The organism is Campylobacter concisus (genome assembly GCF_902460625.1).
GTDB lineage: Bacteria > Campylobacterota > Campylobacteria > Campylobacterales > Campylobacteraceae > Campylobacter_A > Campylobacter_A concisus_AD.
Map to the genome: position 1 here is coordinate 38,106 of NZ_CABPUT010000006.1, position 12,938 is coordinate 51,043.

A 12,938-nucleotide genomic window follows, 5' to 3' on the forward strand; every position below is an offset into this window, starting at 1 on the left:
TTGTCTAAAAAATTTGCCCAATTTTGATCGTTAAATAATAAAAATGATAGTTCTTTTAGCTTTGAGTCAAAATGGGCATTAAATTTTAAAACGCTAGAATATTTGCCTTTAAGCGTTTCAAGTATTTTGGTCTCTTCATTTATTTTAAAATTTTTATCCCCACTAGGTGAGCTAGTCGATCTTAAATAATCTCTTGTTCTTGAAAGATCATTGCTAATTTTAGTATGCGCATTAAGTCTTTCATCATAAAAATCTTGCGACGGATCAAAGCAAAGCATATAAACAATATAAATAATAATTAAAGCTGAACCCAAAAAAAATATATTTGTTTCACTTTGTTTTTTTGCGTCAAAATACTTATCTATTTTACTTAAAACGTCTTGTCTCATTGTCTAATCTCTATACTTATATTACTTTCATACTCGTTATTTTGTTTATCTTCTTTAATTTTTTTTGTATTTACTGAATATTTAGGCATCTTGCTAATATCTTTTATTAGCTGCGTAATCCTTTTTTCATTATCGCTAACAACGGTTACAGTTAAATTTTTATCGTTATTTTTAATATTTGTTATAAAAACGCTATTGCTGTTTATCATATCGGTAATTTCAAAAAGATTTAAACCTTTCATTACGTAATGATCTTTTTTATTTTCAATTTCTTGAAGCAACCCTTTTCTAAAATTTAACTTCTCTTCCTCTTTGTCAGTCAATCCCTTTATATCATTTTGCTCTTTTTTTAGTCTTTCAAGAGTACTTCTTATTTGTGCTGCTTGTGCATTAAGAACATCAAGCTCATCACTTAGCTTTTGTGAATCTGCCTCTAAAATACTGCCAGCTATATAATTATAAAGTGGATAGGACATGCTTAGGCAAAAAGCAGCAGCACATGTCAGTATAAATTTACCACTTTTTCTCTTTGTAAACGGATCAGGTCTAAGCAAATTTGAGAAGTTAAAATCGGCATTAAAGGCCTCTTTTTTATAAAAATTTGCATACAAAGCCATCATATTATGCCGTTCGCTGATAGCTAAATTTTTAGAATTTATTACAGTGCTTGTATTTAATTTCGTAGCATTTGTGCCGAGCTTTGTATTGATAAATTTTTCAAAACGCTCTATTTTATAGTCGCAGTCAATATAGATATTTTTTATATTTATGCTATAGATTCTATTGACAATATTTATCGTGTCATTTACGTAAAATATATAGTCCTCAAAAACAGTATTTAGATCGTAGCTAAAGCCTTCTTCATTGCTATCTAAAAGTCCTCTTGTCTTTAGGATATTCAAAAAGCTTTCTAGGCTTACTCTTTCGCCACTTTGCTCTATAAATTTATCTTTTAGATAATTTAGTGTGTATCTTAAACCTCTTGATGTAAGGTATTCTCCATTTACATAAATGCTTATAAATGCTTCATCGGCCCTAAATGTCAAAAAACAATCACTCTGAGTGCTAGGAAGTAAGCCCTTTTTATAGATAGCACTATATAAGAGTGGCTCTACAACGACATAATCTATAAAAGGCACTCTTTTAGAAATATTTTTAAAAATTTTATTTATAGTTTCGTTTGTAGCAATAAAAACATTAAAAATTCTATCTTCTTTTTCAACATTGCTTTCAAAATAAACTATTTTATAGTCAATTGCAGGATCTAGAGAGAGCTCTTCGTAAATTTTTATTGAGATATTATTTTCAATATCCTCATCATCTATTGTTCTTGAGATGTTTATGGTAGCTGTTATTATATCTTTGTACTCGATGTAAGATATAAAGAAGTCTCGCTTTAAAATATTCTTTGAGAGACTTAGCGAATCGACATTGCTATTAGAAAATCTAAAACCTTCATATTCATAAGGATCTAGTGTAACGATTGGATTATCGTTAATTTTTCTAAGCTTTAACATAAAAATTTACCTCATAATGCTCTAATTGGGCCGTATTTTAATATCTTCAAAATAAAAAATCAATAGCCGATTATCTGATTTAGGCTCTTTTCTTCTTTGCTCCAGCCTTTTTTAACGACTACATCGAGCTTTAGAAAGACCTTTGATCCGGTTAAATTTTGTATTAACTTTCTTGCAAAAATTCCTATTCTTTTAATGGTTTCACCATTTTTTCCGATTATCATGCTTTTATGGATCTCACGCTCCGTGATGATACTCGCATAAATTTCAGTTATGCCTGTTTTTTCTTTTACGCTTTTTATGATCGCGTCGCTAAGATAAGGGATCTCGTCACTTAAATTTTCATAGATCGCTTCAAGTATAAATTCTCTAAAAATTTCTTTTTCATTTGTCGGCGTGAGAAATTCTGGATCATAAAAGTACTCATGCTCTGGCAAAAGCTTGCAAATTTCATCAAGAAGTGGCTTTTTATAGGTAGGCTGCTTGGTGCTAAAAGTAAGCAAAGCTGCAAATTTATCTTGAAATTTCTGGTACTTTGTGATCTTTTCAAGCACTTTAGCATTTGAGCTCTCATCGACTTTTGTTAGCACTAAGATATGCGGTTTTTCAGGATTTAAAGCTAGAAATTTCTCATAGTCACTTGTGTCATCATGGATAGGCGCTAAAAATACGATGAGATCGCAGTCTCCCATCGATTTTATAGCTTGGCTAATTAGCAGTTGATTTATCGCCTTGTTGCTCTCGTGAAGCCCTGGCGTGTCGGTGAAGATGATCTGATCTTCGCCGTTCATAACTATGCCATTTATCTTTCTGCGAGTTGCATTTTGCTTGTGCGAGACGATGGCGATCTTTTCGTTTAACAAAGCATTTAAAAACGAGCTTTTGCCAGCATTTGTGCGCCCTATGATGCTAACAAAGCCTGATTTCAAAGTATATACCTCGCTAGGTCTTGATCTTCGACAACATCTTTTAGACGCTCTTTTACGAGCTCTTTTGTCACATTTATCTTCTCGCCGCTCTTTTCGCTAGCCTCAAAGCTGATATCTTCTATCACACGCTCGATCACTGTATGAAGGCGTCTGGCACCGATATCTTCCATCTTTTCATTTGCTGCGTGAGCGATCCTGGCTATCTCTTTTATTGCTTCATCGTCAAATTCTAGCTCAACATTTTCGGTTGAGAGTAGGGCGATGTATTGTTTTAAAAGCGAATTTTTTGGCTGAGTTAAAATTTGATAAAGCGCGTCCTCATCAAGGCTATCAAGCTCGACTCTTAGTGGGAAACGACCTTGAAGCTCTGGGATGAGATCGCTTGGTTTGCTTATATGAAAGGCACCAGCTGCGATAAACAAAATGTGATCTGTCTTTAAATTTCCAAATTTAGTATTTACATTTGAGCCCTCAACGATCGGTAGTAAATCTCTTTGTACGCCTTCTTTACTAGGATCTTGCCTGTTTGAGCTACCTGAGCCAACGGCCACTTTATCGATCTCGTCTATAAAGATGATACCTTCGTTTTCAGCTCTTCTTAAAGCCTCAGTTTTTATGCTCTCAAGGTCTAAAATTTTATCATTTGCTTCGCTTCGAAGAGCTTTTTTAGCGTCTTTTACCTTCATCTCTTTTTTGATATTTTTGCCACCGATGCCAATTATCTTTATAAAGCTCTCTTGCATCTGCGCCATGTCAGGTGGCACGTTTGAACCAGCTTCAAGCGGGTTTTGCTGTACCTCGATCTCGATGCTTAGCTCGTCAAGCTCGCTGTTTCTTAGCCTATTTAGCATCTTTTCATAGCTCTTAGCGTATTCTGCTTGCTTCTCCTCGCTAGCACCTTTTGGAAGTGGTGGAAGTAGCTTTGAGACGATCTTTTCTTCGATGTAGGCATTTATCTTATCTTGATTTTTCTCGCTTTGCTCGTTTTTTACGAGATTATATGACGCCATTACAAGGTCTCTTACCATGCTTTCAACATCACGGCCAACAAAACCAACCTCAGTATATTTGCTGGCCTCGACCTTGATAAATGGCAGTCCCATCATCTTTGAAAGACGCCTTGCGATCTCGGTTTTACCAACGCCAGTAGAGCCGATCATCAAAATATTTTTTGGCATGATGTCATCTTGCAGGCTCTTTTCAAGCTTCATGCGGCGATATCTGTTGCGAAGTGCGATCGCTATGATCTTCTTGGCATCCTTTTGACCGATCACATAGTCATCTAAAAATTTAACAATTTCTCTTGGTGTTAAGTTCATTTTCTCTCTTATTCTAAAACATAAGTTTTGATGTTTGTATTTGTATAGATGCAAATTTCTCCGGCGATCTTAAGGCTCTCTTTGACTAGCTCCTCTTCGTCGATATCGGCAAATTTATCTAAGGCACGAGCCGCTGAAAGTGCGTAGTTGCCACCACTTCCGATAGCTGCTATCTTGCCATCTTCTGGCTCAACAACATCCCCAGTGCCACTAAGTAAGAAAATTTTATCCCTATCAAGCACAAGCATCATCGCTTCAAGCTTTCTTAGATACTTGTCTTTGCGCCACTCTTTGCTAAATTCTATCACCGCCTTTAGCAAATCACCCTTTGTGTGCTCTAAATTTTTCTCAAACATATCAAAAAGATTAAACGCATCAGCAGTGCTGCCAGCAAAGCCAGCTAGGACTTTGCCGTTGTGAATTTTGCGAATTTTTACGGCATTGCCTTTTAAGACGGTGTTGCCAAAGCTCACTTGTCCGTCGCCACCGATGACTGCTTTATTTTTGCCTTTATAGGCTAAGATGGTTGTCGCATGAAACATCTACTCTCCTTGCACATCAACCTTCAAGCTCGCATTTATCGAGTGTCCAAGCTTTACATGAACGTCATAAAGACCTACCGCTTTTAGATGTGTATCCATGTCGATCGCTTTTTTCTCGACAACTAAATGATGCGTTTTTTCAAGCTCTGCTGCGATCTCTTCTTTTGAAACTGAGCCAAAAAGCGAGCCATTTGCACCAAGAGTTTTCTTGATGACAACTGTCACTTTTTCAAGCTCTTCTTTAAGTTTTTCTAAATTTGCGATCTCGTATTTTAGCTCTTCAGCCTTTCTTTTTTGGGCTGCTTCATATTGGCGAAGAACGTCTGGAGTAGCTGCTTTTGCAAAGCCTTTGCCGATTAAGAAGTTATTGCCATAGCCGTCTTTTACCTCTTTTATCTCGCCAGCTTTACCAAGCGCCTTTACATCTTTTATTAATAATACTTTCATTTTTGTCCTTTTAAATTTTATTTTTAGTCAAATTTTCGCCCATTTTTACGTGCGATGATGAAGCGAAGTGCGTTTAGTTTGATAAATCCTTCTGCATCTTTTTGATCATAAACGCTATCTTCTTCAAATGTGCAGTATGCCTCGCTAAATAGATTATCATCTTTGCTGTTTCTGCCAAGGATAGTCACGTTGCCTTTATAAAGCTCAACTTTTACAGAGCCATTTACGTGCTCTTGACTCTTGTCGATGAGAGCTTGGAGCATATTTCGCTCAGGTGACCACCAGTAGCCGTTGTAAATTAGCTCGGCGTATTTTGGCAAGATCTCATCTTTTAAGTGAGCCGCACCGCGGTCAAGCGTGATGCTCTCGATCGCTCTGTGAGCTTTTAGCATTATCGTGCCGCCTGGAGTTTCGTAGCAACCACGGCTCTTCATACCAACTGAGCGGTTTTCTACGATGTCAAGTCTGCCGATACCGTGTTTTGCGCCAAGGCGGTTTAGCTCGGTTAAAATTTCAGCTGGGCTCATTTTTTTACCGTTTATGCTCACTGGATCGCCTTTTTCATAGCCGATCTCGATGATCTCACTCTTATCTGGAGCATCTTTGGGGCTTACTGTCCATCTCCACATATCATCTTCTGGTGCGTGACTTGGGTCTTCAAGTACTAGACCTTCATAGCTTATGTGAAGTAAATTTGCATCCATTGAGTATGGGCTTTTGCCTGGTTTTTTGGTGATATCTATGCCGTTTTTCTCAGCATATGCCAAAAGTTTTTCGCGGCTATTTAAATCCCACTCGCGCCATGGAGCTATAATAGTTAGGTTGTCGCCAAGCGCGTAGTATCCAAGTTCAAAGCGAACTTGGTCATTGCCTTTGCCTGTTGCTCCGTGGCTCACGCCATCAGCGCCAACAAGTCTTGCGATCTCGCTTTGGCGTTTTGCTATTAGTGGGCGCGCTATCGAAGTGCCAAGCAGATACTCGCCCTCGTAGACTGCATTTGCTCTAAACATTGGAAATACATAATCACGTACAAATTCTTCTCTTAAATCTTCTATAAAAATATTTTCAGGCTTTACACCAAGTGCTAAGGCTTTTTTGCGTGCAGGCTCTAGCTCCTCGCCTTGGCCAATGTCAGCTGTAAATGTGACTACTTCGCAGTTATATTCATCTTGAAGCCATTTTAAAATGATACTTGTGTCAAGTCCGCCAGAGTATGCTAAAACCACTTTTTTTACGTCTTTTTTCATAGCTCTTCCTTTTGTTAAAATGGTCGTATTTTAGCCTAAATTGATTAATTTTTAATAAACTAATTTAATAAATAATGTAAGTTTTTTATTAGAAATTTTTATAAAAAAGATTAGTATTTAACATTATGATAATTAATATTGTTTTAAAAGATACTTCGCTAAATTTCAAACTTTTTCAAATTAAATTTTTAAAAGGATAGTCGTGAGAAAAACAAAATTTATCGCCATTTGCCTTAGCGTTTGCGTGGCAAATTCGCTCTTTGGAGCAGAGCATAAAGACAATAACGAAACAAGGCTTGATGGCGTTGTAGTAAGTGCGAGTGGCTTTTCGCAGCAGATTAAAGAAGCACCTGCGAGCATAAGCGTGATAAGCGGCGATGAGCTTACAAAAGATAGCTTTACTTCGCTCCACTCTATCGCCCAAAAGGTGCCAGGCGTAAATGTCGTTGGCGGTGAGGATGGTCCAGCTAGCGGTATCTCGATACGCGGTATGGAAAGCTCTCAAACGCTAGTTTTAATTGATGGCAAAAGAGTAAATTCAAGCAGCGCAAATCCAAAGGGCGGAGCAGGGGATATGAACTCAAATTTCATCCCACCAGCCGAGGCGATCGAGCGTATAGAGGTCATCCGTGGTCCTATGAGCTCGCTTTATGGTAGCGACGCGGTTGGTGGCGTGATAAATATCATCACTAAAAAGGATTTTTCAAAATTTAGCGGCAATGTCGGCATCTCAACCACAATAAACACGCATAAAGGCATAGGTAATGGCAGGCAAGGCGACTTTTATCTAAATTTGCCACTTTATAAAGACTTTTTAGCGCTTCAGCTTTGGGGCTATAAAAAGCTAAGAGATGAGGACAACTACAAAGGCGGTTATCAAAAGAGCGATAAGAGAAATTTAAGTGCAAAACTTTGGATCACGCCAGATGAACACAATAAATTTTTCATCCTTGGCTCAAATGAAAGGCATGATTACTCAAGAACTGTTGGAAAGTCAGCCACTACTAGAACAAATAGACTTCTAAACGCCTATGACTATGAGAAAAAGAGCTATGGCGTGGGCTATCTTGGCGAATTTGATAACCTAAATGCCGATCTTAGCTACATTTATGATGAGACACAAAGAACGAGCCTTTTTGACAGCCTCATACCTGCAAAAGCCAAAAATCACAACTTTAATTCAAAATTTACAACCTTTCTTGGTGCTCACGCACTAACTTTTGGCTATGACTTTAGCAAACAAAATGTTGGTACGACCTTCATCGTCTCAAACGCTTCAAGAAACGGCTTAAAAGATCCAAAGACATACTCGATGAGCGAACATGCGGGATTTATCGAAGATGAGTGGCAAATTTTAGATGAGAAGCTATTTTTAACGCTTGGCTCAAGACTCACGCACAACGAATTTTTTGGTAACCACCTCTCGCCAAGAGCCTACCTAGTCTATAATGCCACAGATACGCTAAGTCTAAAAGGCGGCGTAGCAACTGGCTATAAAACGCCAAATGTCAATCAAATCTCCCCAGAAGTAGGCACTATTCAAAATGCTTGGAAAATAGTTGATTTTGGAAACAAAGATCTAAAGCCAGAAAAAAGTATAACTTATGAAGTTGGTGCATATTATGACAATCAGGCTGATTTTAGAGGCTCGGTAATGTTTTTTAAAAATGAATTTAAAGACAAGATCCTAGATACTGACGGCAGTAATGTAAATAGAATTCCAGCTTTTGGTACTTGCACAAATGCACCAGACGTTACTTGCCCTGGCTGGGGAACTTACTTTAATATTGAAGGTGCGACCGTTTGGGGCGTGGAGCTAAGTGGCGACTATGACATCCTTTCAAATCTAAATTTAAGCTCAAACTACACCTATAATAAGTCAAAGATAAAAACTGGCAACCCAACGATAAATACGCCAAGAGGCCCTATGAAATTTAGTGAGACAAATCTTGGTAGACTTGATGCAAAAAGCCTAACAGCAACCCCAGAGCATGCATTTCATACAACACTTGCTTATAAACCAATTAAGAGTGTAAAAACATTCTTCACCACAAACTATGAGAGCAAGCTTACTAGTGTGAAATTTGGCCCTGGCAATAAAGTGAGTGAAAATAATAAAAATTTACTCACATTTGATACAGGCGTAAGCTGGGATGCAAACAAGCATCTAACGCTTAGCCTAAATGCTTACAACATCTTTGATAAGGTAAGATACGATGAGGCGCTAGCAGACGACGGCAATTACTACTGGTATCCGCAAGAGGGCAGGAGATTTTGGTTTAAGGTCGCTGCAAAATGGTAAGAGTGTTTAAATTTTTGCTTTTTACGCTTGGCGTGACGCAGGCTTTGCACGCAGGACCTAGTCAAACGCCTGAGCCACTTAGCCAAAAATCTGCTAGTAAATTTGAAATTTCAACCTTTAAAATGAGTGCAAATGATGAAATTTATAAAATTTTCACAGCCAAGCTAAAGGGGCAAAATGAGTTTAAAAATGTGCTTTTCTTACTTGATGCAAACGCCCAGTTTAACATGCTTTTAAATGAATTTGATGGCAAGGCTGCACCACTAATAATAGGCATAGGATATGACACAGACAAAAGCTATGAGGTAGAAAAACGTACAAGAGACCTCACGCCAAAGGCAGAGGGTGAGGAGTTTAGCAAAGGTGGTGGCGCTGATGCGTTTTACCACTTTTTAACTAGAAATTTAGTCCCACTAATCGATCAGAAATTTAATGTGCAAAATAGCCAAAAGAGCCTTTATGGCCACTCTTTTGGCGGTCTTTTTACGCTTTATGCCTTGCTTAAAAATGAGGGCATTTTTTCAAATTTCTTTATCGCTTCGCCGTCTCTTTGGTGGGGCGAGTCTGAAATTTTAAAGCAAAATGTGAGTGAGGGTAAATTTAAAGAAAAACTAAAGGCTAAATTTGTCTTTCTTAGCGTTGGCGAGCTTGAAAAGAGAAAGGGCAAAACTGATAAAGCTGGCACTTTAAAGGCGAGCGATCTAGCCCAAATTTTAAAGCAAAGTGGCATAAATTCTCACTTTGAGTTTTATAAAAACGAAACCCATGGTAGCGTCATACCTCTAAATTTAAAAGAGCTTTTAAAATATCTAAAGGATTAAAAATTTAAGGCTATTTTTGTTAAAATCTGCCGCATGAGAGTAGATAAATTTTTAAACGTAGTAAATATCACAAAAAGGCGTGCCGTTAGCGAAGATATGTGCAAAAGCGGCGTTGTGAGCATCAACGGCGTGCAGGCAAAAGCGGCAAAAGATGTTAAGGTTGGCGATGTGGTTAGCATCAAATTTCTAACGCGCGAGGCGAGATACGAGGTGCTAGCGATCCCAACTACAAAAAGCATACCAAAAAGCGCTCAAAGCGAATATGTAAAAGAGCTTTGATGGTTTTTGAGCTTTTAGAAAATGAGCTTGGTGAGCTTGTAAGAGTGCTTCCAAAAAGTGGCGTGGTACTACTAAGTGGCGATCTAGCAAGTGGCAAAACGACGCTTGTAAAGGCGATCATTAAGGCTCATGGCATAGATGAGAGCGTGACGTCGCCTACGTTTTCTTTAATGCAAATTTATGGTAAAGATATCTACCACTACGACATTTACCAGATCGGATTTGACGGGATGGCAAAAAATGGCCTTTTTGAAAATTTATTTGAAGAGGGGCTTCATCTAGTAGAGTGGGGCGATGAAAATTTAGAAAAAGCTCTAAAGAAAAATGGCGAGAGCTATACGTTAGTAAAAATTTCTCCTAGCAAAAATGGCAGAAAATACGAGGTTATAAGTGCATAAACTAGAAGTAAAAGATCTAAAAAAGACGATTAAGAAAAGTGAGATCATAAAAGGCATATCTTTAGAGGTAAATAGTGGCGAAGTGGTGGGGCTTCTTGGGCCAAATGGCGCTGGAAAGACGACCACTTTTTATATGATCTGTGGGCTCATCTCGCCAACTAGTGGAGATGTCTTTTTAAACGACGAAAAGATCACAAATGTCCCACTTCACAAAAGAGCACACCTTGGTATTGGCTATTTGCCACAAGAATCAAGCATATTTAAAGAGCTAAGTGTCGAAGAAAATTTACTTCTTGGTGCTGAAATTTTAAATCAAAGCGAAGAAGAGATAGCAAAAAGAGTAAATGAGATGCTAAATATGCTAAATATCGAGCCTATCCGCCTAAGAAAGGGCGTTAGCCTAAGTGGCGGCGAGCGCAGGCGCTGTGAGATCGCAAGAAGCCTCATCATAAAGCCAAAATTTTTACTTCTTGATGAGCCATTTGCAGGCGTCGATCCTATCGCAGTTAGCGACATCCAAAGCATCGTTAGAGACCTTAAAAAGCTAGGCATCGGCGTTTTGATAACTGACCACAACGTTCGTGAGACGCTAGCTATTTGTGACAGGGCCTACGTCATCAAAGATGGCTCGCTACTAGCAAGTGGCAGTGCGAGCGAAGTGGCAAACAACAAGCTCGTTAGAACGCACTATCTTGGCGAAGAATTTAAGCTGCTTGAGTAGATGATGCTAAGGCAAAAGCAAACTTTAGCGCCAAAGATCAAACTAAACCAAACGCTAAGAAGCTGGCTTCCTATCCTTCAAAGCGGGCTTGATGAGCTAAAAGAGACGCTTGAGCCTTTTATAAAAGACAATCCATTTGCCACGATCGAACATAAAAATTTAGAAAAAAGCGAAAAAAAGCGAAATTTTTTCGAACAAGTTAGCAAAAATTCTGTTAGTGAGAGCATCGAGGCTTTAAGTATTTACAAAGAAAGCCTCTATGAAAAGCTAATTAGTCAAATCAATCCGCCACTTTTTCCCACGCAAAAGTCTCAAGATATCGCATATAAGATCATCGAGTGCTTAGACGATGAGGGCTATTTTTCTTATGATGATGAAATTTTTGCGGGCTTTAATGAGGACGAAGTGGAGCGGGTTAGGGCGAGATTTGCCCACCTTGAACCATGTGGCGTTGGCGCAAAAGATGTGAAAGAGAGCTTTTTGTTTCAGCTAAGTGAGGCAGAAGTAGGTGATGAGATCATAGAGTGCGCAAGAAAGATCATCTTAAATTTTGAAAATATAGAAAAGCTTAGAAAGCTTAAATTTTACGACGATGCGCTAAAGATCATAAAAAAATTTAAAAATCCCCCGGCCATTGAGTATCTTGAAGATGAAAAAGAGGCAGTGCCTGACATCTTCGTGCTAAGCACAAGTAGTGGCATAAGTGTGCAGATAAATGATGAGTACTATCCAGAAATTTTGGTTGATACCGAGGGATTAGACGAGAAAGAGGCCTTTGTAAGCTCGCGCATAAAAGAGGCGAGCGAGCTCATAGACGCCCTTGAGATGAGAAAGGCGACACTTTATAAGATAGGGCTCATGATAGTTGAGTATCAGTATGACTATTTTTTGGGCGGCGACATAAAGCCTATGAAGCTAAAAGACCTAGCTGACGAGCTTGGACGCAACCCTTCAACCATCTCAAGGGCGATCGCAAACAAATATCTAAGCTGCTCAAGAGGTACGGTCGCACTTAAAAATTTCTTCGCAACTGGCTTTGACGAGGAGACTTCAAACGCCGCGATAAAGGAATTTTTACTAGAGCTTATCAAAAATGAAGATCACAAAAAGCCACTTTCTGATCTAAAAATCCAAGAGCTAATCCAAGCTAAATTTAACATCCAAATAGTTCGCCGAACCATCACCAAATACCGCAAAATCCTAAATATCAGTAGCTCAAGCCAGCGAAAAAAGATCTATCATATAAACGGCTAGCTACCACTCATTTACAGCAAAAAGTATGGCCTTACGCATCTGCGTAAAAAGCTCGTTACTAAGCTCTTCGTACTCTTTGCCGCGTTTTTTATATTGTGCCATGCCCGCTGCATCGTCGTTCCAAGAGCCCATACCGCCAAAGACATCAGCCAAGCTTGCCGCAGTAAAAAGAGCTAAATTTTTCTTTGGCATAAGCGGTGCATTAAATATCTTTTGATCATCATTGTTTGAAGATCTAAGTGATTTTAAAGCCCTGCGAAAACACTCACCAAAATTCTCACACTCTATCTCATCTGCAAAGGCCGCTATCTTAGTAAGTATGGCCATAAAAGTCTCTGTGTTGTCGCTAAAATTTTCTAAATTTACATCTTTTTCAAGACCAAATTCTTTATATATTATGTCCCAGCCTCTTTGATCTTTGTTGTATTTCCAGTAGGGTACGAAGCAGCTCATGTACTCTTTAAAAATACAGATGATCGATTTTGCGGTAGAGTTTGAAAAGCTAAGCAATAAACGTTCATCTGATGAGCCAGTTAAATTTGTAGCAAGTCTTACATCGCTTAATCCAAGTTTTAATGCGTGCTCAAACCACTCATTTACGCCATTTGCCCTATGGCCTGAGAGAAAGTGAAAATTTATACTATTTTCGTAGCTAGTGCCATTATACAGGATAGGAGAATTTGACTTTATGGCCTGCTTTGCGGCAACAATAATGGCGCATATATTAAACATTTCACCATTCATTTTTGCTCTCTTTAATAGCTCTTGTGGCA

Annotated in this window: 13 protein-coding genes and 1 pseudogene; 6 read left to right on the forward strand and 8 right to left on the reverse strand. The window is 38.5% G+C overall.

Translation table 11 applies throughout. The features are described 5' to 3' along the window. From F3G69_RS09285 to F3G69_RS04720, 7 genes and pseudogenes are all read right to left on the reverse strand, one after another. A pseudogene (locus F3G69_RS09285) lies at positions 1 to 389 on the reverse strand (type 4a pilus biogenesis protein PilO); the annotation flags it as partial. Next, complete coding sequence (locus F3G69_RS04695) at positions 386 to 1,906, reverse strand: C4-dicarboxylate ABC transporter (protein WP_149714557.1); 1,521 nt, start codon at positions 1,904 to 1,906, stop codon at positions 386 to 388. The gene F3G69_RS04695 and the pseudogene F3G69_RS09285, both read right to left, overlap by 4 nt. A 59-nt stretch (positions 1,907 to 1,965) precedes the next feature. Next, positions 1,966 to 2,835: a GTPase Era gene (gene era / locus F3G69_RS04700; protein WP_149714558.1), complete on the reverse strand. Its 870-nt coding sequence runs from the start codon at positions 2,833 to 2,835 to the stop codon at positions 1,966 to 1,968. Continuing rightward, a complete protein-coding gene (hslU, locus tag F3G69_RS04705) occupies positions 2,832 to 4,154 on the reverse strand; it encodes an ATP-dependent protease ATPase subunit HslU (RefSeq protein ID WP_149714559.1) in 1,323 nt (440 codons plus the stop codon). The genes era and hslU overlap by 4 nt, the downstream gene beginning before the upstream one ends. 8 nt (positions 4,155 to 4,162) lie before the next feature. Beyond that, a complete protein-coding gene (gene hslV, locus F3G69_RS04710) occupies positions 4,163 to 4,696 on the reverse strand; it encodes an ATP-dependent protease subunit HslV (RefSeq protein WP_002940451.1) in 534 nt (177 codons plus the stop codon). After that, on the reverse strand, positions 4,697 to 5,143 hold the full coding sequence (gene rplI, locus F3G69_RS04715; protein WP_054196623.1) for a 50S ribosomal protein L9: 447 nt from the start codon (positions 5,141 to 5,143) through the stop codon (positions 4,697 to 4,699). Between the two features lie 23 nt (positions 5,144 to 5,166). Next, entirely contained in the window at positions 5,167 to 6,390 is a 1,224-nt protein-coding gene (locus F3G69_RS04720) for an argininosuccinate synthase (RefSeq protein ID WP_103580330.1), read from the reverse strand. Between the two features lie 202 nt (positions 6,391 to 6,592). Here F3G69_RS04720 and F3G69_RS04725 point away from each other — a divergent pair, with 202 nt between their 5' ends. From F3G69_RS04725 to F3G69_RS04750, 6 genes are read left to right on the forward strand one after another with little or no spacing between them, the layout of a single operon-like run. Further along, a complete protein-coding gene (locus tag F3G69_RS04725) occupies positions 6,593 to 8,692 on the forward strand; it encodes a TonB-dependent receptor domain-containing protein (RefSeq protein WP_223155876.1) in 2,100 nt (699 codons plus the stop codon). Further along, positions 8,686 to 9,513 carry an alpha/beta hydrolase gene (locus F3G69_RS04730; RefSeq protein WP_103580328.1) on the forward strand — a complete coding sequence of 276 codons (828 nt, stop codon included), beginning with the start codon at positions 8,686 to 8,688 and terminating at the stop codon, positions 9,511 to 9,513. The genes F3G69_RS04725 and F3G69_RS04730 overlap by 7 nt, the downstream gene beginning before the upstream one ends. Positions 9,514 to 9,546: 33 nt before the next feature. Continuing rightward, positions 9,547 to 9,792 carry an RNA-binding S4 domain-containing protein gene (locus F3G69_RS04735; RefSeq protein ID WP_072594226.1) on the forward strand — a complete coding sequence of 82 codons (246 nt, stop codon included), beginning with the start codon at positions 9,547 to 9,549 and terminating at the stop codon, positions 9,790 to 9,792. Further along, positions 9,792 to 10,190: a tRNA (adenosine(37)-N6)-threonylcarbamoyltransferase complex ATPase subunit type 1 TsaE gene (gene tsaE, locus F3G69_RS04740; protein ID WP_103559270.1), complete on the forward strand. Its 399-nt coding sequence runs from the start codon at positions 9,792 to 9,794 to the stop codon at positions 10,188 to 10,190. Before F3G69_RS04735 ends, tsaE begins: the two co-directional genes overlap by 1 nt. Then, positions 10,183 to 10,911, forward strand: coding sequence for an LPS export ABC transporter ATP-binding protein (lptB, locus tag F3G69_RS04745; RefSeq protein ID WP_103559271.1), 729 nt, complete (start codon positions 10,183 to 10,185; stop codon positions 10,909 to 10,911). Before tsaE ends, lptB begins: the two co-directional genes overlap by 8 nt. 3 nt (positions 10,912 to 10,914) lie before the next feature. After that, positions 10,915 to 12,165, forward strand: coding sequence for an RNA polymerase factor sigma-54 (locus tag F3G69_RS04750; RefSeq protein ID WP_223155877.1), 1,251 nt, complete (start codon positions 10,915 to 10,917; stop codon positions 12,163 to 12,165). Here the strand turns inward: F3G69_RS04750 and F3G69_RS04755 are convergent, their stop codons facing one another. After that, complete coding sequence (locus F3G69_RS04755) at positions 12,166 to 12,909, reverse strand: hypothetical protein (protein WP_149714561.1); 744 nt, start codon at positions 12,907 to 12,909, stop codon at positions 12,166 to 12,168. Positions 12,910 to 12,938 lie beyond the last annotated feature (29 nt).